17 protein-coding genes are annotated in these 20,739 nt (G+C 67.4%); 2 read left to right on the top strand and 15 right to left on the bottom strand.

The genetic code is table 11. From position 1 onward, the window contains the following. Positions 1–28: 28 nt before the first annotated feature. Entirely contained in the window at positions 29–3,529 is a 3,501-nt protein-coding gene (gene rpoB / locus ACZ5ZX_RS05685) for a DNA-directed RNA polymerase subunit beta (RefSeq protein WP_061979972.1), read from the bottom strand. 665 nt (positions 3,530–4,194) lie between these two features. On the opposite strand from rpoB, the gene ACZ5ZX_RS05680 reads away from it, so the two are divergent. Then, entirely contained in the window at positions 4,195–5,433 is a 1,239-nt protein-coding gene (locus tag ACZ5ZX_RS05680) for a hypothetical protein (RefSeq protein ID WP_465500823.1), read from the top strand. A 138-nt stretch (positions 5,434–5,571) separates the two neighbouring features. On the opposite strand, the gene ACZ5ZX_RS05675 is transcribed toward ACZ5ZX_RS05680, so the two are convergent. The 13 genes from ACZ5ZX_RS05675 to rplJ form a co-directional block, all read right to left on the bottom strand. Further along, on the bottom strand, positions 5,572–6,513 hold the full coding sequence (locus ACZ5ZX_RS05675) for a hypothetical protein (protein WP_465501050.1): 942 nt from the start codon (positions 6,511–6,513) through the stop codon (positions 5,572–5,574). Positions 6,514–6,596: 83 nt separating this feature from the next. Then, positions 6,597–7,130, bottom strand: a complete 534-nt coding sequence (locus ACZ5ZX_RS05670; protein ID WP_465500822.1) for a hypothetical protein — start codon at positions 7,128–7,130, stop codon at positions 6,597–6,599. 31 nt (positions 7,131–7,161) lie between these two features. After that, positions 7,162–8,427 (bottom strand): MCE family protein, encoded by a 1,266-nt coding sequence (locus tag ACZ5ZX_RS05665; RefSeq protein ID WP_465500821.1) that lies wholly within the window; start codon positions 8,425–8,427, stop codon positions 7,162–7,164. Beyond that, complete coding sequence (locus ACZ5ZX_RS05660) at positions 8,427–9,629, bottom strand: MCE family protein (protein ID WP_465501049.1); 1,203 nt, start codon at positions 9,627–9,629, stop codon at positions 8,427–8,429. The genes ACZ5ZX_RS05665 and ACZ5ZX_RS05660 overlap by 1 nt, the downstream gene beginning before the upstream one ends. Continuing rightward, positions 9,629–10,807, bottom strand: coding sequence for an MCE family protein (locus ACZ5ZX_RS05655; protein ID WP_465500820.1), 1,179 nt, complete (start codon positions 10,805–10,807; stop codon positions 9,629–9,631). Before ACZ5ZX_RS05655 ends, ACZ5ZX_RS05660 begins: the two co-directional genes overlap by 1 nt. After that, positions 10,804–11,790 (bottom strand): MCE family protein, encoded by a 987-nt coding sequence (locus ACZ5ZX_RS05650; protein ID WP_465500819.1) that lies wholly within the window; start codon positions 11,788–11,790, stop codon positions 10,804–10,806. The genes ACZ5ZX_RS05655 and ACZ5ZX_RS05650 overlap by 4 nt, the downstream gene beginning before the upstream one ends. Beyond that, complete coding sequence (locus ACZ5ZX_RS05645) at positions 11,787–12,818, bottom strand: MCE family protein (RefSeq protein WP_465500818.1); 1,032 nt, start codon at positions 12,816–12,818, stop codon at positions 11,787–11,789. Before ACZ5ZX_RS05645 ends, ACZ5ZX_RS05650 begins: the two co-directional genes overlap by 4 nt. A gap of 169 nt (positions 12,819–12,987) precedes the next feature. Continuing rightward, on the bottom strand, positions 12,988–14,331 hold the full coding sequence (locus ACZ5ZX_RS05640; RefSeq protein WP_465500817.1) for an MCE family protein: 1,344 nt from the start codon (positions 14,329–14,331) through the stop codon (positions 12,988–12,990). Further along, positions 14,328–15,164: an MlaE family ABC transporter permease gene (locus tag ACZ5ZX_RS05635; protein WP_037314104.1), complete on the bottom strand. Its 837-nt coding sequence runs from the start codon at positions 15,162–15,164 to the stop codon at positions 14,328–14,330. The genes ACZ5ZX_RS05640 and ACZ5ZX_RS05635 overlap by 4 nt, the downstream gene beginning before the upstream one ends. Positions 15,165–15,167: 3 nt before the next feature. After that, a complete protein-coding gene (locus tag ACZ5ZX_RS05630) occupies positions 15,168–15,920 on the bottom strand; it encodes an MlaE family ABC transporter permease (protein WP_020633292.1) in 753 nt (250 codons plus the stop codon). A 38-nt stretch (positions 15,921–15,958) separates the two neighbouring features. After that, entirely contained in the window at positions 15,959–17,128 is a 1,170-nt protein-coding gene (locus ACZ5ZX_RS05625) for an ABC transporter ATP-binding protein (protein WP_465500816.1), read from the bottom strand. Positions 17,129–17,660: 532 nt separating this feature from the next. Next, positions 17,661–18,047 (bottom strand): 50S ribosomal protein L7/L12, encoded by a 387-nt coding sequence (gene rplL, locus ACZ5ZX_RS05620; RefSeq protein ID WP_219146144.1) that lies wholly within the window; start codon positions 18,045–18,047, stop codon positions 17,661–17,663. 48 nt (positions 18,048–18,095) lie between these two features. Next, positions 18,096–18,647: a 50S ribosomal protein L10 gene (gene rplJ, locus ACZ5ZX_RS05615; RefSeq protein ID WP_005152070.1), complete on the bottom strand. Its 552-nt coding sequence runs from the start codon at positions 18,645–18,647 to the stop codon at positions 18,096–18,098. 329 nt (positions 18,648–18,976) lie between these two features. Between rplJ and ACZ5ZX_RS05610 the strand changes: the two genes are divergently transcribed. Then, positions 18,977–19,822, top strand: a complete 846-nt coding sequence (locus tag ACZ5ZX_RS05610) for a hypothetical protein (protein ID WP_465500815.1) — start codon at positions 18,977–18,979, stop codon at positions 19,820–19,822. A gap of 88 nt (positions 19,823–19,910) precedes the next feature. Here the strand turns inward: ACZ5ZX_RS05610 and ACZ5ZX_RS05605 are convergent, their stop codons facing one another. Further along, positions 19,911–20,675: an alpha/beta fold hydrolase gene (locus ACZ5ZX_RS05605; RefSeq protein WP_465500814.1), complete on the bottom strand. Its 765-nt coding sequence runs from the start codon at positions 20,673–20,675 to the stop codon at positions 19,911–19,913. Positions 20,676–20,739 lie beyond the last annotated feature (64 nt).

Raw genomic sequence — 20,739 nt, 5'->3', positions numbered from 1 at the left:
GCCTGAAGGGCCCCCGCCTCATCGCGGATCAGTGCACGACGTCGTCCACCGAGGGCGACTCGTTGCGGGACAGGTTGATGCCGAGGTTCGCCGCGGCACGCTCGAGGTCCTCGTCGTCGGAGTCGCGCATCTCGATCGCGGCGCCGTCGCTCGACAGCACCTCGACGTTGAGGCAAAGCGACTGGAGCTCCTTCAGGAGCACCTTGAACGACTCCGGGATACCCGGCTCGGGGATGTTCTCCCCCTTGACGATGGCCTCGTACACCTTCACGCGGCCGACCACGTCGTCCGACTTGATCGTCAGCAGCTCCTGCAGGGTGTAGGCGGCGCCATACGCCTGCATCGCCCAGCACTCCATCTCACCGAAGCGCTGGCCACCGAACTGCGCCTTACCACCCAGCGGCTGCTGCGTGATCATCGAGTACGGACCGGTGGACCGGGCGTGGATCTTGTCGTCGACCAGGTGGTGCAGCTTCAGGATGTACATGTAGCCGACCGCGACCGGGTACGGGTACGGCTCGCCGGAGCGGCCGTCCAGCAGCGTGGCCTTGCCGTTCTGCTTCACCATGCGCTCACCGTCACGGTTCGGCTTGGTGGCACCGAGCAGGCCGGTCAGCTCGTCTTCCTTGGCACCGTCGAACACCGGGGTGGCGGTGTTCGTGCCGGGGTCGACGTCGTAGAGCTCCTCGTTGAGGTTCTTCGCCCAGTCCGGGTTGCCTTCGATCTTCCAACCCTGCGACGCCAGCCAGCCCAGGTGGAGTTCCAGTACCTGGCCGATGTTCATACGACGCGGGACACCGTGGGTGTTCAGGATGATGTCGACGGGCGTGCCGTCCTCCATGAACGGCATGTCCTCGACAGGGAGGATCTTGCCGATGACACCCTTGTTCCCGTGGCGGCCGGCGAGCTTGTCGCCCGGCTGGATCTTCCGCTTCTGGGCCACGTAGACGCGGACCAGTTCGTTGACGCCCGGGGGCAGCTCGTCGTCGTCCTCGCGCGAGAACACGCGGATGCCGATGACCTTGCCGGTCTCGCCGTGCGGCACCTTCAGCGAGGTGTCGCGGACCTCACGGGCCTTCTCGCCGAAGATCGCGCGGAGCAGACGCTCTTCCGGGGTCAGCTCGGTCTCACCCTTGGGCGTGACCTTGCCGACCAGGATGTCGCCGTCGCGGACCTCGGCACCGATGCGGATGATGCCGCGCTCGTCGAGGTCGGCCAGGACCTCCTCGGAGACGTTCGGGATGTCCCGGGTGATCTCCTCGGCGCCCAGCTTGGTGTCGCGGGCGTCGATCTCGTGCTCCTCGATGTGGATCGACGTGAGCACGTCGTCCTGCACCAGGCGCTCGGAGAGGATGATCGCGTCCTCGTAGTTGTGGCCCTCCCACGGCATGACCGCGACGAGCAGGTTCTTGCCGAGCGCCATCTCACCGTTCTCGGTGGACGGGCCGTCGGCGATGACCTGACCCTGCTCGACCCGGTCGCCCTCGTTGACGATCGGGCGGTGGTTGAAGCAGGTGCCGTGGTTCGAGCGGCGGAACTTGTACAGTCCGTAGCTCTTCCGCGTGCCGTCGTCGTGCATGATCGTGATCAGGTCGGCCGAGAGCTCCTCGACCACACCGGCCTGCTCGGCGACGAGCACGTCACCGGCGTCCACCGCGGCACGCAGCTCCACGCCGGTACCGACCAGCGGGGCCGAGTTACGCAGCAGCGGAACGGCCTGACGCTGCATGTTCGCGCCCATCAGCGCGCGGTTCGCGTCGTCGTGCTCGAGGAACGGGATCATCGCGGTCGCGACCGAGACCATCTGTCGCGGCGAGACGTCCATGTAGTCCACGTCCAGCGGGTCGATCAGCTCGACCTCGCCGCCCTTCTTACGGACCAGGACGCGGTCTTCGACGAAGGTGCCGTCTTCCGAGATCGGCGCGTTCGCCTGCGCCTTCACGAAACGGTCTTCCTCGTCCGCGGTGAGGTAGTCGACCTGGTCGGTGACCCGGCCCTCGACGACCTTGCGGTACGGGGTCTCGATGAAACCGAACGGGTTGACCCGCGCGTACGAGCAGAGCGAGCCGATCAGGCCGATGTTCGGGCCTTCCGGCGTCTCGATCGGGCACATGCGGCCGTAGTGCGACGGGTGGACGTCACGGACCTCCATGCCGGCGCGCTCACGCGACAGACCACCCGGGCCGAGGGCGGACAGACGACGCTTGTGCGTCAGCCCCGACAGCGGGTTGTTCTGGTCCATGAACTGCGACAGCTGCGAAGTACCGAAGAACTCCTTGATCGCCGCCACGACGGGACGGATGTTGATCAGGGTCTGCGGCGTGATCGCCTCGACGTCCTGGGTGGTCATCCGCTCGCGGACGACACGCTCCATCCGGGACAGACCGACGCGGATCTGGTTCTGGATGAGCTCGCCGACGGTGCGGAGACGACGGTTGCCGAAGTGGTCGATGTCGTCGGTCTCGACCGGGATGACCTGGTCGCCGACGGTCGCCTTGTCCTCGCCGGCGTGCAGCCGGACCAGGTACTCGATCGTCGAGACGATGTCCTCTTCGGTCAGCGTCCCGGTGTCGTACGGCGTGGTGAGGCCGAGCTTCTTGTTCAGCTTGTACCGGCCGACCTTGGCGAGGTCGTAGCGCTTCGGCTTGAAGAACAGGTTCTCCAGCAGCGTCTGCGCGCTCTCCTTCGTGGGCGGTTCGCCCGGGCGCAGCTTGCGGTAGATGTCGAGCAGCGCCTCGTCGGTGCCGGCGGTGTGGTCCTTCTCGAGGGTGGCGAGCAGCGTCTCGGAGAAGGAGAAACGCTCGCGGATCGCCTCGGTGGTCCAGCCGAGCGCCTTCAGCAACACGGTCACCGGCTGACGGCGCTTGCGGTCGATACGGACACCGACGGTGTCGCGCTTGTCGACGTCGAACTCGAGCCACGCACCGCGGCTCGGGATGACGCGGACGTTGAAGACGTCCTTGTCCGTGGTCTTGTCGACGCTGGTGTCGAAGTACACACCCGGCGAACGGACCAGCTGGGACACGACGACACGCTCGGTGCCGTTGATGACGAAGGTGCCCTTGTCGGTCATCACCGGGAAGTCGCCCATGAAGACCGTCTGGCTCTTGATCTCGCCGGTGTTGTTGTTCACGAACTCGGCGGTCACGAACAGCGGGGCCGCGTACGTCATGTCCTTGTCCTTGCACTCCTCGACGGAGGCCTTGACCTCGTCGAAGCGCGGGTCGGAGAAGGACAGCGACATGGATCCGGAGAAGTCCTCGATCGGCGAGATCTCGTTGAGGACCTCTTCCAGGCCACCGACCGGGTTTTCTTCACCTTCTTCGACGCGGCGTTCGAACCACGCCTCGTCGCCGGTGAACCATTCGAATGACCTGATCTGCACGTCGAGCAGGTTCGGGGTGTTGAGCGGCTCGCGAATCTTTGCGAAGGAGACCCGCTTGGGGGCTCCCGGGATTCCCGTGGACTCCGAGCGAGATACAGCCGAGGTGGTCGCAGCAGTGGCCTGGTTCGCGGGAGAGACTGCCAAGATGCGTCCTTCCGGGGACAATGAGCGGTGAGCAGCCGCGTCAGCAACAGCTGATGCGGTCTGTCAAGGGTGCCGTGTGCCCACTATCCTAACTACCGGCTCCGGGCAGCCTGAAAGAGGGCAGCGCAAAGAAGCAGTCTAGCCCGAACGTCGCGGTCTGTCCAGGGGGCGCTCCCGATGGGGCCCAGCCTGCATCGCAACGTCTTCAGGTATGCCTCTCCTCGGCTTCCCCGGGGCCGTCCCTCCCGCAAGGGAACCGCCGGTTCTCGCCGTTGCCAGTAAGCGTGACCCCACGCGGGCTCGTAGTCAAGATGCCGCGCGGTGGTCCCGCCGGTTGGCGCAGCGTTGAAGAGGTCACGCGGAGGGTGACGAACAAGACGCTTGTCCTGGTTACCGTCCGGTACCCGCAGGTGACGGCGTCGGCGCGCCGACCTGCGTTTCGCGGGCTAATCGTCATCCGGCCGGCGGGCACTTCGGAGAGTCGCCAGGTCGGGCATCAGACGGCCGCGAAGGTGACAACCGTGGCTCCGGCCGTGTGACCGCTGTGACCGGTGAGCCTTCTGGGGCGACGCACAGGAAGCCCTCTGGAGCGCCTTTAGCGGGCTAAACGCGACACGCGTTTAGCGGGCTGAACGCGTGTCGGTGGCCGATGACAGACTGGGGCGATGTTCCAGACGCGCGACGACGGGCCGGAGCCGGACCCCACGCCAGCGATGTCCCCTGTCGTCATGCGGCCAGAGGCCGAACTGCGCCTCGCCGCCGAGCGAAGTCCAGTGCTGAAGGAACTCCGCCAGTACGTCGCCGGACTGGACGGGCACAGCGGCCCCGGGGACACCCTGGTCGCTCGCTGGGCCGAGGCTTGCGGGCTCGTCCGCGTTTTCAAGGGCGCCCACGTGCCGGTCAAGAAGAACGCGAAGCTCCTCAACGACCCCCTCGCCCTGTGGGAACGAGCCTTTTCGACGATCGGCGCGGCAGGGCACGAGCTGGCGGACGCAGAGTCCGTCGGCCCCGAAATACGGTTCCCTCAGCTGGCTTCGGCCCTCGCGTTCACGCTGTACCAGTCGGGCGAAGCCCCACTTCCCGCCGAGCTCACGCTCGGGTTTCTCTCGGGGATGTTCGAGCGCTCTCCGGCGCCGAGTCCTTCACTCCGCTACGCGACGACCGTCCTCCTGGAGCTGCTGGACCGGCTCGGCGCGATCAAGCGCTCCACCGTGACGGACCCCGCCGCGCTCGCGAAGCTCGCCGAACTCGCCGATAACCCGGATCCGGACCCCACGTTGATCGGGCTCACCTCGCTCGCGGTCTGGGCGACCAACCGGGAGCTCCGCGAGGCCGGGGTGGCCGCGCCGATCGCCGGTGAGGCCGCGGACAAGAGTCTCGTCAATCTGTGTTCACACCTTCCCGACGCCACACCGGAGGCCGTCGACGCGGAGCTCAAAGCCTGGGCTCGGCGCCGGTCACCCCTCGACGCGACGACCGAGGCCGGCGAGTTCCTCCGGTCGGCGGCCACCCCGTCCGAGCGGCTGTTCGCCTTGATCGCGCTCGGAGAGACCGGTGAGACCGGCCTCGCCACCGCCGCCGGGATCCGCGCGGAGGGCGGCCTGCCCGGGGCGGTCGCGACGATGTGGCTGGCGGAGCGTGGAGCGATCGATCGCGAATCGGTCAGCCGCGACGAGGTCGTCATCGGGATGGCCGATCACTACGCGGCCATGAACGAGCTAGGCGCCTTCGTGCACCAACTCGCCGATATGGACGGCGGGTTCGACATCGTCGACCTCCTGACGGGCTCCGGTCACCCCGCCATGTTGGAGCTGCTGGACGTCGTCGCCGCTGAGCATCCGGACCACGCGATGGCCAAGAAGGCGAGGAAGACCCGCTTCAAGCTGCGGTCGCGCGGACTCTGACCGCTCGGACGGGCACGCCCAGGTCAGCGCGGCGGCGCGTCGCGATTAGCCCGCGAAAGGCGACTTGGCGCGCCTCGGGAGCGGGGTGCGGCAGGCCCCGCCCAGATCGCGTTTAGCGGGCTAAACGCGATCCCGGGGCTACTTGCTCGGGGCCGGGGAGGCGGGGGCTGAGGAAGCGGTGGGGTTGGGCGGAGCGGCGTAGGTGTTCATCGCCGTGATCTTCCACTTGTCGCCCTGCAGCTCCGCGTTCAAGTGCAGCTGCGCGCTACCGGCGGTCGTCTTGTTCGTGTCGGCCCGTGTCGAGCTCTGGTCGACGAACACCATCACGTCGGCCCGATCACCCTCCAGCCGGATGACGGCGCTGCGGGTGACCTTGCAGGTCACGACCATCTTCTGCTGCGGGGCCAGCCGTTTGACCTCGCCCATCAGCAGGTTGTACTTCGCCCGCACCTCGTCGTTGACCAGCAGGTCGTTCGCCGCGGCCTCGGTCTTCGCGATGTTGTTGTAGTCGTAGGAGAACAGTGCCTCGGTCGCCTTCGCGACCTGGTCCTTGACCTGCGAGGTCTTCGCGACGTCCAGCAGCGCGGTGTTCTCCGTCGAGCTGGTCACCTCGTCCGCCTGGAACTTGAAGAACACCGCGGCCGCGGCCAGCAGCAGCCCGACGACGATCAGCGCGCCCGCCAGGATCAGCTGCGGAGAGCCCTGCTTCTTCGGCTTCTCCGAGTCGGAGTCCGCTTCGGCGGCGACTTCGGCTTCGGCCTCTTCGATGTCGTCCGGCTTCGCCTGGGCCACCGCACGAGCCTTCGCACGCGGACTCGGCTTCGCGACGACCTCGTCTTCAGGGACCTCAACAGCCTCAGGAGCCTCTTCGACCTCTACAGGCGCCTCCGAAGCCTCAACAGCGGGCTCCGAAGCCTCGACAGCAGGAGCAGGAGCCGGACGCGGAGCAGGCCTCGGCGAAGGACGGCGGACCGGCGCCGGCTTCGTCACCGGCGTCTCGTCGACCTCGACCTCGGCCTCCACCTCGGGAGCAGGCGCCTCACTGACCGGGGAAGCGCCGGGCCGGCGCAGACCGGCCACCCGGGGGCGGCGCACCGGCGGAGTGCTGCGAGGGGGCTGGCGACGGGAGGGGGGCACTACGAGGCTCCGTTCTAGGTGACGCTTTACTGGCCGGCCGCGACGAGGGGCACGTTGTCGATCCCGGACAGCTTCCACTCATCGCCGACCCGGGTCATCGAGACCTCCAGGCGCAACGCCTTCGAGCTCGCCTTGTCGCCCTGGGTGACCTGGGTGGTGATGGCGGCGAGGAAGCTCGCCTTGCCTTCGTGGTCGTCGAGTTCCTCGACCGCGATGTCCTGGATCGTGGTCGCGACCTTGGTCTTCGCGTCGCCGAGCGCCTTGCGGTAGGTCGGCTCCAGCTGGGCCAGCTGCTGGCTCATCTTGTCGTCGGAGACGGCCTTCTGCCGGTTGAAGAACTCGTCGAGGTTCTCGAAGTCGACCTCGGTGTAGGCCTTGATCGCGGTGCCGCCCGCCTTGACCACCTCGTCCCGCGAACGCGCCAGGTCGGCGTTGTCGTCCGAGGCCGCGACCGCCCACTGGATCCCGAACAGACCCGCGGCGAGCAGGGCGGCCAGCGCGAACGCCGCGGCGCCCAGCACCAGCTTCCGCGGCGAGGTCCACGATCGAGAAGAACTCATGACACTCCAGGGTAGGTATACGGTCTCGGGCTCAGCCGGGCAGTCCCAGCAAGGCGCCGAGGCTGGCCAGGCTGACGCCCGGGCTCTGCAGGACGCTCGGCATGCCCTGCGCCGCGCGCAGGCTGGCCAGCTCCTCGGCCGACCGTCCGGCGTTCGCGGCGACGTCGCCCTGCGACGGGATCTGCGGGACCCCGTTGTACGGCACGTTCTGCGCACCGCGCACGTTGATCGGGCTGCCCTTCGGCTCGGCGCAGTACGCGTCGTCCTTCGGCGCGCGCGGCGTCGTGTCGGTGCCTTCGCGGTACTTGTCGAGGCCGATGTAGCCCTTGGTGCACGAAGGCGGGTTGAACAGGTTGAGCGCGAGGCCCAGGTGCGCGGTGCCGTCGTTGGCGACGGTGTTGGCGCCCGCCGCGAGCATCGGGTAGGTCACCAGCCCCTGCTCGAGCCCGTCGAGCCGGGTCACGAGCAGGTTCGACGTCGTGAGCAGGTTCGCCGTCAGCGCGCCCAGCCCCGGCCCCGATTCCGCCAGCACCTCGCTGATCTGGGTCGCCACCTGCGGAGTGATCCCGATCAGCTTGCGGATGTCGGCGTCGGAGTTCTTCAGCTGGCCGGACAGTTTGTTGAGGTCCGCGCTGAACGACTTCATCGAGCTCGCCATGTCGTTCTGCGTTTCGAGGACCTGTCCGCCCTTTTCCAGCAGCTGGATCGTCTGCGGCAGGTACTCCTGCGCGGTCGTGGTGAAGCTGCGCGCGGTGTCGAGCAGCCGCTGCAGATCCGGGCCGGTGCCGTTGAAGGCGTTGTACGACTCGTCGACGACCTTGCGCAGCGAATCGGTCGGCACCGACGCCGCGAGGCTGTCGAGGTCGCCGATGAGCTGTTCGGTGGGCACCGGGGTCTTGACCTTGTCCGCCGGGATGACCGAACCCGGCCGCAGGAACGGCCCGTTCTCACCCTTGGGCCGCAGGTCGACGAACTGCTCTCCGACCGCGGACCGGTTCGCGACCACGGCGTCCAGATCGGCGGGCACCTGCGGGGCGTCGGGCGCGATGTTGAGGTCGGCCTCCAGCCCGGTCTTGGTCAGGCGCAGTTCGCCGACGCGGCCGATGTTGAAGCCGCGGTAAGTGACCTCGGCGTTCTGGAAGATGCCGCCCGACTGCTTGAGTTCGAGCTTCACCGTGTAGCCCTCGTCGCCGAAGACCGAGCCGAGCCCGGCGAACCGGATGAGCGCGTACACGATGGCGACCACGGAGATGATCGCGAACATGACCAGCTGGATCTTCGTCCTCCGGACCAGCATCAGCCCGCACCTCCCGACAGCAGGCCGAAGATACCGGCGGGTCCGGTCTGTTGCGGCTGTCCGCCGCCCTGCGGCGCGCCCGCCTGACCGCCGGCGACGCCCCCGACGCTGTCCGGGATCGGCAGCGGCGGGTTCACCCCCGGCCCGTCGGTCCCGCCGGTCAGCCCTGGCACCGGGACGACGTCCTGGAGCGGGTTCTGACGGCTGCGGCCGAGGTTCTTGAGGATCTCGTTCAGGTTCAGGTCGATCTTCGCGAACAGGTTGAAGTAGTCGCCCTTGACGCCGTCGTACGCGGCGTCACTGAACGGGAAGGTCAGCAGGATCTCCAGCGCCTTGGGCAGATCCGAGCCCGCCTCGCCGAGCTTCTGCAGCGTCGGCTGCAGCGCCTTGAGGTCGGCCACGAGATCGTCCTTGCTCTTGTTCACCGTGTCGACGGCGACGCCGGAAAGGTTGTTGAGCGCGTTCAGCATGGTCACCAGCTGGCCGCGCTGCTGCTCCAGCACACCGAGCCCGGGGCCGAGGTTGTCGACCGCGCCGACCAGCTTGTCCTTCTGGCCGTTCAGCGTGAGTGAAAGCCGGTTCAGCCCGTCGAGCGCCCGCGTGATGTTCGCGGACTGCTTGTCCAGGTTGGTCACCAGCTGGTTGGTGTTGTTCAGCAGCGCCTTGAGTTCCGGCGAGCGGCCGCTCGTGGCGTTGTTGAGTTCCTTGGTGATGGTGTTGAGCTGTTCCACCCCGCCGCCGTTGAGCAGCAGCGAAAGCGCGCCGAGCAGCTCTTCGACCTCGACGCTGCGGTTCGTCCGTGCCAGCGGGATGACCGCGTTGTCGGCGAGTTTGCCCTGGCCGTCCGACGGCGCGGCCAGCTCGACGTACTTCTCACCGAGCAGGCTCGACTGCCTGACGTTGGCCATCGCGTTCGCGGGGAGTTTCACGTCGCCGTTGACCCGGAGGGTGACCTCGGCGTTCCAGCCGTCCGGCGTCAGCCCGATCGCCTCGACCCGGCCGATGGACACCTCGTTGACCTTCACCCCGGCCTGCGGGGTCAGGTCGAGCACGTCCCGGAACTGCACCTTGACCGTGTACGGGTGGTCGCCCAGTTCGGCGCCACCGGGCAGCGGGATGTCGTAGATCCCGCTGAAGCCGCACCCGCTCAAGGTCAGCGCGGCGACCGTTCCGACGGCCGCGAAAGCGAGTTTCGTACGCATCATTTCGCCGCCGTTCCATAGAGCTGACCGGCGATGGGCAGCGGAAGCGGCGGCAACTGGCCCGCCTGCGACGACTGGATCACCTGCGCGATCGACGGCAGCGGCACCAGCCCGTCGACCAGTCCGGCGATCCCCTTGCACGCGTCACCGAGCGCGTCGAGCGCGTCCGGGGTCTGCTTCAGCAGGTTGCACACCATCACCAGCGGCGGCTGGGTGAGCTCGTTGAGGTTGGCCCGCGCGTCGAGCGTGCCCGACGACGCGTTGTAGGTGTTGACCAGGTTCCCGAGGCCGACCGGGGCGACGTCGAGGATCTCGGCGAGCGCGCCGCGCTGGTCGACGAGCACCTTGGTCACGCTGGCCAGCTTGTCCACATTGGACTTGAGCCGGTCGCGGTTCTTCTCGATGAACGCCTGCACCGCGGTGAGCGTGTCGGACAGCTGCTTCACCGTGGCCGCGAGGTTTTCCCGCTCCCCCGCGAGGAATCCGCTGACGTCGGCGAGCTGCCGTTCGAAGTCGCGGACCTGCTTGTCGCTGTTCACCAGCGTCTGCGAGAAGGAGCCGAGGTTCTCGACGGTCTTGAACAGGTCGTCCTTGTTTCCGGACAAGGTGCCGGCCGCCTGGCCGAGTTTGGTGATCGTGTCGTGCAGCGCCTGCCCGTTGCCGTCGAAGTTCTTCGCGGCGGTGTCGAGCAGGTTCGACAGCGAACCGTTCTTGTTGGCGCCGTTGGGGCCGAGCGACTTGCTGACCCGCGAGAGGCTGGCCGCGAGCTCGTCGACCTCCAGCGGGACCTCGGTGCGGTCGAGGCCGATGACGGCGCCGTCGTCGATGCGCGGACCGCCCTTGTAGGCCGGGGCCAGCTGCACGTAGCGGTCACTGACCAGCGACGGCGACACGATGATCGCCTTCGCGTCCGCGGGCACCGCCACCGAACGGTCGTACTCGAGTTCGACGCGGACCTGGTTGCCCATCGGCTGGATCTTGGTCACCGTGCCCATGTCGACGCCGAGCATCCGGACGCTGTTGCCCTCGTACAGCCCGACGGCGCCGGCGAAGTAGGCGGTCAGGTGGTTGCGGCCGGCGTCCTTGAGCGTCCACCACAGCGCGCCGGCGACCACCAGCGCGAGCACGATCGCGATGGTGAGGCCACGGGCGAGGCTCTCTCCGAGTCGGGTACTCATTTCTCGTAGCACCCCTTGTCGTTGATCGGGCCGAACGACGGCAGGACCAGTCCACAGATGTAGTTGTCGAACCAGCGTCCGTTGCCGATGGTGTTGGTGAACACGCGGATGAACGGCGCGAACCGCGCGATGCCCTGGCCGAGGGCGTCCTGGTTGCGCTGCAGCATCGAGGTCAGCTGGTCGAGCTGGGTGAGCACCGGGTCGAGCTGCGCGTCGTTGTCGTCGACCAGGCCCTTGAGCTGGGTGGCGAGGTTGCGCGAGCCGTCCAGCAGCGCGGAGATCGCCTCCTTGCGGCGGGACACCTCGCCGAGCAGCTTGTTGCCGTCGGCCAGAAGCTTCTGGAACTCGGCGTCGCGGTCGACGAGCGTCTGCGAAACCTGCCGCGTGTTGGCGAGCAGGCTGGCCAGCTGCGAGTCCCGGGAAGCGATCGTGTCCGAGAGACGCGAAAGGCCGGTGAGGGCGCCCCTCACGTCGGCCGGGGTGTCGGCGAAGGTCTCCGAGATGACGTCGAAGCTCTTCGCCAGCTGAGCGGTGTCGATGTTGTCGACGGTCTGCGAAAGCCCGCGGAAGGCGTCGAGGACGTCGAACGGCGACATCGTGCGCTCACGCGGGATGGTCGCGCTCGGGTCGAGCGTGCGCTGCCCTTGCGGGTCGAGCGCCAGGTACTTCTGGCCGAGCACGGTCTTGATCTTGATCGCCGCGCTGGTCTTGTCGCCGAGCCAGGCGTCCTTGACCTTGAAGGAGATCCGGACCTTGTCGCCGTCGAGCTTGATGTCGGAGACCTTGCCGACCTTCACCCCGGCGACGCGGACGTCGTTGTCCTTCTGCAGCCCCGAGGTCTCGGAGAAGTCGGCGCTGTAGGTGGTCCCGCCGCCGATCACCGGCAGGTCGTCGGAGTTGAGCGCGGCGAGGAAACCGAGCAGCAGCACCGAGATGCCGACCAGCGCGATCGGGACCGGATTGCGTTTCTGGAACGACTTCATGCCGTGCACCTCGCCCGGTTCACCGGCAGCAGCGGCAGGTTGATCGGTTCGTTGATCAGCGGAGGCAGGGCGACGGCCCCCTTCAGCTCACAGGCGAAAAAGTTGAACCAGGAGCCGTAGTCGGCGGTGCGGGTCAGCGCCGTCACCTTCTGCGGCAGGAACTGGATGAAGTGCTCGACGATCGGCTGGCTGTCGTTGAGGTTCTTCGACAGCGTGCCGAGCGCGGCGATGTCCTGCTTCAGCGGCTCGCGGGCCTCACCGAGCAGGCCGGACGTCGTCTGCGCGAGGGTGCCGAGCGAGTCGATGGCGTCACCGATCGGCTCGCGGTCCGCGGCCAGCCCGGAGACCAGCTGCTGCAGTTTGACGATCAGGTCGTTCAGCTGCGGCGTATGCGCGTTGACCGTGTCGAGCACCGAGTTCAGGTTGTCGATGACCTCACCGATCACCTGGTCCTTGTCGGAGATCGTGGTCGCCAGCGACGCGGTGTGCTGCAGCAGGCTTTCGATCGTTCCGCCCTCGCCCTGCAGGACCTGGATGACCTCGTAGGACAGCTTGTTGATGTCGTCCGGGTTGAGCGCGGTGAACAGCGGTTTGAACCCGTTGAACAGCTGCGTCAGGTCGAGCGCGGGAGTGGTCCGCTCTAGCGGGATGTTGCCACCGGGCTCCAGGGTCTTGCCGGAGGAGTCGGTGCCCTGCCCGAGCGAGACGTAGCGCTGGCCGACCAGGTTGCGGAACTTGATCTGCGCGGTCACCCCGGCAGGCAGCTTGCGGCCGGCGTCCACTTCGAACTCGACCTCGGCCTGGCGCCGGTCGACGATGCGGACGTCCTTGACCTGCCCGACCCTGACCCCCGCGATGCGGACGTCGTCGTTGGGCAGCAACAGGGTCGCGTCACTGAACCGCGCCTTGTAGGCGTTCGTGCTGGTGGTGTTGATGTTGGCGATGCTGATCCCGAGGATCGTCGTGAACAGCACGGTGACCACGACGAAGACGCAGAGCTTGATCAGCGGTGCGAGCAATCCCCTCATGCCTTCCCCCCGTCTGCGCGCGATCGCGATCGCGTAGCCAGGCCGTGACTACCAGCCGGGAGCGCCTGTCGTGCATAAAGGACGGCCTGCCTCCGCGATAGCGAGGCCTCCGGCCGGAACGCGCGCGTGTCGATCACCTTCTCGACAGGGGGCGCAACTTTCGTTCCAGTCATCGGACGTGCACCTCCGCTCCGCGGTAGAGCGGACCGACGAGCAGCGAGCCCCAGCCCGGCACGTCCGCGGCGGACATACCGACCTGCGGGGCCACCAGCTGCGCGAGGAAGTCGGACTCCGAAGCGCTGTACGACGGGTTACCGGCGGGCGCGCCGCCGCCGTTCCCGTTGTAGCCGCCGTAGTTCGCGAAGCCGTTCGACGGCGAGAGGCCGTCGTTGGCCGACCGGGCGGGCGCCTTGACCGTGCTGCCGTCCTTGATCGGGCCGTCCGGCGGATACTGCGGGAACGGGTCCGGGAACTGCTTCAGGTCGTAGCAGCGCGGACCGCGTTTGTCCTCGAACCTCGGCTCGTCCTTGCCCGGCAGGTACGGACCGCGGTTGACAGTGATCTCGATGGTCGCGTGCAACCCGGGCCGGTCGGTGCCCTTGCCGAGCGCCTTGTCGATCTTCGGCAGGTTGTCGGCCATCTGCCCGATCACGCACGGGTACTCCGGCGAGTACTTCGCCAGCAGTTCCGCCGTCGGACGGGCCGTGTCGGCGAGGCGGATCAGGTTGTCGGCGTTGTTCCGCAGGAAGGTCTGTAGATCCACCGAGGCCTGGGTGACGCTGCCGTAGAGGTTCGACAGGTTCAGCTTCTGGTCGGCGACGGTGCGCGTGGTGGTGCTCAGGTTGTCCAGCGTCTGCACCAGATCCGGGGCGACGGCGCTGAAGTTGTCCGAGAACTTCGCGAGCTCCTTGAGGTTCTGCTGGAGCTGCGGCTCGTGCGGGTTCAGCTCGCCGACGTAGCTGCCGAGCTGCGCGAGGGTGTCGCCGAGCTGGTCGCCGCGGCCGTTGAGCGCGGTGGAGATCGCGGACAGCGTGCTCGACAGCTTCTGCGGCTGGACCGCCTGAAGGACCGGCATCAGGTGGGCGAAAGCCTGCTCCAGTTCGACCGCGCTGGACGTGCGGTCCTGGGTGATCACATCACCCTCGGCGATCGTCCTCGTCGACGGCGCGTCCGGGATTTCGAGGGAGACGAACCGCTCACCGAACAACGTCTTCGGCAGGAATCGCGCCGAAACGTTCTGCGGGATCAGTTTCGCCGATTCGGGCTTCAGCGCGAGCGTGAGTTCGGCACCGTCCGGCGTCGCGGCGATGTCCTGCACCGAACCCACGATGAGACCGCGGACCTTCACGTCGGACTGTTTCAGCAACTGGTTCCCGATGCTGTCCGATTGGAGCTTCACGCTCACCACCGGCGTGAACGCCTTTTCGTACAGCGCGATGCTCAGCGCGACCCCGCCGACGATCACGGCGACGAGCATCAGGCCGAGAAGCCTGCGTCGCAAAGTCGCGATCATCCTGCGATCCTCACCGTGACGTCGGTTCCCCAGATCGCGAAACCGATGAAGAAGTTCATGATGGACACCGTGACGATGCTCAGCCGGACCGCCTTACCGACCGCCACGCCGACACCGGCGGGGCCACCGGAGGCCCGGTAACCGAAATAACAATGGGACAGGATGATCAGGACGCTGAACAACAGCACCTTGATGAACGAATACAACACATCCTGTGGAGGTAGGAACAGGTCGAAGTAATGGTCGTAGGTACCCGCTGACTGGTTGTAGATGTAGATAACGACCAACCGGGAGGCGAGATACGAACTCAGCAGGCCGATGACGTACAGCGGGATGACCGCGACGAAACCGGCGATGATCCGCGTGGTCACCAGGTACGGCAGGCTCGGGACACCCATCACCTCGAGCGCGTCGATCTCCTCCGAGATCCGCATCGCGCCCAGCTGGGCGGTGAACCCGGCGCCGACAGTCGCCGAAAGCGCGAGGCCCGCGACCAGCGGCGCGATCTCCCGGGTGTTGAAGAACGCGGTGAGGAAGCCGGTGAAGGCCGAGGTGCCGATCGAGTTCAGCGCCGAGTAGCCCTGCAGGCCCACGAGCACACCGGTGAACAGGGTGAGGCCGACCATCACGCCGACCGTGCCGCCGATGACCGCGAGCGAGCCGGAACCGAAGCTCACCTCGGCCAGCAGCCGAAGGACCTCTTTCATGTAGCGGCGCAGCGTCCGCGGCGTCCACAGCAACGCGCGGCCGTAAAACGACATCTGGTCGCCGAGGGTGTCCAGAGTCTGCAATGGACGGTTGGCGACCCGCTTGGCGCCCTGGAGGAAGGTCATGCGTCAGTCCAGCTTTCCGGGCACGATCTGCAGGTAGATCAGCGTGATCACGAAGTTCACCACGAACAGCATCAGGAACGTGATGACGACCGACTGGTTCACCGCGTCGCCGACGCCCTTCGGGCCGCCGGACGGGTTCAGTCCCCGGTAAGAGGCGACGACAGCGGCGATGAAGCCGAAGATCAGCGCCTTCAGTTCGCCGACCCAGAGGTCGGGCAGCTGGGCCAGCGCGGAGAAACTCGCCAGGTACGCGCCCGGCGTCCCGCCCTGGAGGACGACGTTGAAGAAGTAACCGCCGAGCACGCCGATGACGCTGACCATGCCGTTGAGCAGGAGCGCGACCAGCATCATCGCGAGCACGCGCGGCACGATCAGGCGCTGCACGGCGGAGACGCCGAGCACCTCCATCGCGTCGATCTCTTCACGGATCGTCCGCGCGCCGATGTCGGCGCAGACGGCGCTACCGCCGGCGCCCGCGACCAGCAGCGCGGTGACCAGCGGGCTGGCCTGCTGCACGGTGGCGAGCACCGACCCGGCGCCCGTGTAGGACTGGGCGCCGAGCTGGCGGGCGAGTGAACCGAACTGCAGCGAGATGACCGCGCCGAACGGGATCGCGACGAGCGCCGTCGGCAGGATCGTGACGCTCGCGATGAACCAGGCCTGCTGGATGAACTCCCGCAGCTGGAACGGTCGTTGGAAGATGCCACGAACGATGTCGAGGCCAAGGGCGAACAGGTTCCCGGTCTCGCGCAACATGCCGATCCCGGGAATCTTCGCCGATGAAGCGGAAGAGCTCACGCGCCACCTGACCCCGGATCTTGTGGCCGCAAGCGGTGGTTGCCCGCTCTCCCGGGATGCGGGATGTGGGCGACCTGGTCGTCGGGCAGCTGGCCCTGATGGTGGTTCGGGATCGAGCTTTCGGCAGGTGCCGACCGGTGGCCCGCGGCCGCGAGCCGCTGCGGGCGGACGCCGTAGCGCTGCTGCTCCTCCGGGGAAAGCGACTCGATGATGCTCTGCTGCGCCTCGGGCGGCAGGCCGTGCAGGATCTGCATGACGCGGTCCTTGCGGCGGACCGCGCCCATCCGGGTCGGCACACCCGGGGTGGGCTGCATCTGCGGCGGCACCCCGGAGACGTCCTCGACACCGCCCGCGTGGTGACCGGCCTCGAACATCGCGCGTTCGGCGGCGAGCTGGGCGGAGTCCTTCTCCTCGCTCATGCCGATGGGGCCGTCCATCTTGCCGTTGAGGAACTGCTTGACGACCGGCTCCTCGCTGGTCAGCAGCACCTCGCGCGGACCGAACATGACCAGTTCCTTGCGGAAGAGCATGCCCAGGTTGTCCGGCACGGTGCGGGCGAGGTTGATGTTGTGCGTGACGATCAGGAACGTCGCGTCGATCTGCGCGTTGACGTCCAGGAACAGCTGGGAGATGTAGGTGGTGCGGACCGGGTCGAGACCGGAGTCCGGCTCGTCGACCAGGATGATCTGCGGGTCGAGCACCAAGGCGCGGGCGAGACCGGCGCGCTTGCGCATACCGCCGGAGATCTCGCCGGGCAGCTTCTTGTCGGCGCCGTTGAGACCGGTCATCTCGAGTTTCTCGAGCACGATCCGGCGGACCTCGGTCTCCGACTTCTTCGTGTGCTCGCGCAGCGGGAAGGCGACGTTGTCGTAGAGGTTCATCGACCCGAACAGCGCGCCGTCCTGGAAGAGGACGCCGAAGAGCTTGCGCACCTCGTAAAGCTGGTGTTCGGAGCACGTCACGATGTCGACGCCGTTGATCATGCAACGGCCCCGGTCCGGCTTGAGCAGACCGATCATCGACTTCAGAAAGACGGACTTACCGGTTCCGGACGGACCGAGCATCGCCGAGACCTCGCCCGGGGGCAGGGTCAGCGTGACGTCCCGCCAGATGGCCTGCTTACCGAAGGACTTCGAAAGACCTTCGATGACCACCTCGGCACCCATCGCACCTCCAGGAGCTGTTCCGCGTCGTCGCGCACTGCCTTCCCGTGCCACTGGCTCGAGAGAGCGCACGCGTCCGCGCAGCGATACCCGCGTCAACCAGGTGCAACGAGCTGAGTGCGAACAGGTTACTCACCAGTTTTCTTTTCTGGCCAGACCCGCGGGTAACTTTTCGCGCAGCCCGCTGTCGGCCCGTGCACCGCTTGCAGCACCGTAGTGCACGTCACCCTCGCTCGCAGATCCACAACTCGGTCCCTGCCCAGGTCGGGGCGCTGCGCGCGTCGCGTTTAGCCCGCTAAACGCAGGTCAGCGGGGGTGCCGCTGCCGGCCGCCGGGCATCGCCCCGGATCGCCTTTAGCGGGCTAAACGCGATCCGGTGCCCTGGGCGCGCTCAGGTACTTAGCGTGGCTACGCGTCGCGATTAGCGGGCGAAAGTCGACACGGGGGGCGGGGTGGGCCAAAGCGAAGGGGCGGGCATCCGTGGTGGATGCCCGCCCCTTCGGCGGTGCTGCGGTAGGCGCTGACGCGCCCGGGATCACTTGATGGTGATCTTGGCGCCAGCAGCCTCGAGCTTCTCCTTGGCGGCCTCGGCGGCCTCCTTGTCGACCTTCTCCAGGAGGGCCTTGGGAGCGGCCTCGACCAGCTCCTTGGCCTCCTTCAGGCCCAGGCCCGAGACGACCTCACGGACGACCTTGATGACCTGGATCTTCTTGTCGCCGGCCGACTCGAGGACGACGTCGAACTCGTCCTGCTCCTCGGCGGCGGCCGGGGCAGCGCCCACCGGGCCGGCGGCGACGACGGCAGCCGGGGCGGCCGCGGTCACGTCGAAGGTGGTCTCGAACTCCTTGACGAACTCGGACAGCTCAAGAAGGGTGAGCTCCTTGAAGGCGTCGATCAGCTCGGCGGTGCTCAGCTTCGCCATGGTGGCTTTCCTCTCTGAAACGAACTAAAAGTTCGGGGTGGGGGGTGTTCAGCTCTCGGCGGGTGCTTCGGCTGCTTCGGTACCGGCGTTGCGCTGCTTCTCCTCCAGCGCGGCAGCCAGGCGAGCGACCTGGGACGCCGGCGCCTGGAACAGCGCGGCGGCCTGGGACAGCTTCGCCTTGAACGCGCCCGCCGCCTTGGCGAGCAGGACCTCACGGCTGTCGAGATCGGCGATCTGGTTGATCTCGTCCACGGACAGCGTCTTGCCGTCCATGAAGCCGCCCTTGATCACAAGCGCGTTGTTGTCCTTCGCGAAGTCGCGAAGCGCCTTCGCGGCGTCAACAGCTTCACCTTCGACGAAGGCGATGGCGGTCGGGCCGACGAACAGGTCTTCAAGGCCCTCGATGCCCGCGTCCGTGGCGGCACGCTTGACGAGGGTGTTCTTCGCGACCCGGTACTTGGCACTGGTGCCGAGAGCGCGGCGCAGCTGGGACAGCTGGGACACGGAGAGGCCGGTGTACTGGGTAACGACTGTGGCCGAGCTGCTGCGGAAGCTCTCCGCGATCTCGGCGACGGCCGCCTCCTTGTCGGGCTTCGCCATGGTCGCCTCCTCTCTTGGCTAGTGATCCACTGGCCTTGAGAGCCCTGAAACGACGAAACGCCCCAGCGCAGACAGGCGCGGGGCGTCAGGGCACGCGACGGGATACGTCGCGGGCGAGCCTCGTTCCTCCTGCGCGGGTCGCCCGCCCTAGCGGGGCCTTCGTTCTCCAGGCCAGATGACCAGGAGAAGACCAGCGGTCTTCGGTAGAACCTTGACAAGAATACGTGACCCTCTCCCGGCCTTCGCACCGGGGCCCGGTCAGATCGCGTTTAGCGGGCTAAACGCGACCGGCGGAGTGCACAGGAGGGCTCGCGGGGCATCATGGTGACGTGGCGGAGCAGCGTGATGACGGAAAGCCGGGCAACGAGCCCGGCACGGACATCGAGCCCAAGGCGGGAGGTCAGCCCGCGCCTCGGTTGGACGAGGAGCAACTGCGCCAGTTCCAGCAGTTTCAGCAGTTCCAGGACTATCTGAAGTTCACCGAGGCACAGCAGCAGGGCCTCGTGCCCTCCCAGCCCGCGCAGCCCGCGACCCAGCATTACGGCGGGCAAGTTCCAGGGCCTCCGGGACCGCCGCCCGGCCAGCTCGTCCATGCTCCTCGACCGCGCATGCCGCGGTGGCTGCGACGTCTTGGCGGGAAGCTGCTCGCCTGGGTGATCGTGATCCTGCTGATCTGCATCGGCGCCACCATCGCCTACCGGCAGATCTTCCCCAGCGACGCCGGACAGGACACCGCGACGTTCGTCCAGGGCGGCGGGGGCAAGCACCACACCAACCAGGTGCTTTCGACCAATCCGTGGGAAGCGGTGCGGGCCATCTACGACACGATCGGCAAGCCGTACCCGCCTGCCACCCGGGTCGAGAAGGTCTGCCTGTCGATGAGCGAGCAGGCGCAGGCGCAGTTCGCCCGCGACCTCGGTTACCCGGACTGCGCCACCGCCGTCCCGGCCCTGAACGCCAAGGTCACCGACATCACGCCGTACATCTACGCGGTGCGTCCGATGTCGAGCGTGGTCCCGCGGCAGAACCTGACGATCCACTCGTGCTGGTACAACATCCGCGGCGGGCCCCTGCTGGGCAGCTTCACCCTGCAGGAAGTCGAGATGGGCCAGTGGCTGATCACCGGGCACGCGAACTCCCCCGAACCCTGTCCCGCTCCCCCGACCGGCAACTGACCTGGGCTTCTTCCCCTTCAGATCGCGATTAGGGGGCGAAACGCAAGTGCCCGCCGGATCGCGTTTAGCCCGCTAAAGGCGACGTGGGTCAGAGGTCGTGCGAGGTCAGGAAGCCGGTGAGGGCGGAGCCGAAGGCGGGGTGCATGACGGCGGTCATGTGATCGCCGGGGACGCGGACGAGGCGGGCGCCCGCGATGGCGGCGGCCAGGCGTTCGGGTTCGGCCGCCAGCGGGTCGTTGTCGCCGGCCAGGACCAGGGTCGGGACGGCGATCGCCGTCAGGTCCAGTTTCGGGTTCGCGGTCCCGCGCGCGACGGCCGCCAGAGCGACGCGGTCCGCGCGGAGAGCGTCGGCCAGAGCCCGGAAAGGCGCTGAAGACGGCGGGAGCGTCGAAGGGTCCGAAGCGAGCAGTGCCTCGCTGATCGCCTCCGGCGTGACGACTCGCGTGTCCACGCCGCCGAAGTCGACGATCCCCGAGCCGACCCCGCCGATCGCGAGGCATCGGATCCGCGGGTCGGCGGCCACCGCGCCGAGCGCGATCATCGCGCCCATGGAGTAGCCGACCATCGCCACCTCGTCGAGGCCCAGTACGTCGAGCAACGTGGACACGTCGCGGACCATCGCGTCGTCGCCGTAGCTCGCCTCGTCGTGCGGCTTCGCCGACCGGCCGTGCCCGCGCGCGTCCAGGGCGATCACCGTCAGCCCCGCCTGCTGCAGGGTGGCGACGACGCCGGGCGCGATCCAGTTGGCGTTCGTGTCGGCGGCGAAACCGTGTTGCAACAGCACCGGACGCCCTTCGCCCTCCCACACGGTGTAGCTCAGCTGGAGCCCGTCGAACGACACGAAGGTAGGCATGCCCTCCAGCAAACACGAAAAAGGGGCGGCCCCGCTGTAGCGGAACCGCCCCTTTGTCAGTGAT

It is taken from the genome of Amycolatopsis sp. NPDC033938 (assembly GCF_055575975.1).
The sequence above is the reverse complement of the archived record's forward strand: the minus strand, read 5'-3'. Positions and strand labels throughout refer to the sequence as shown.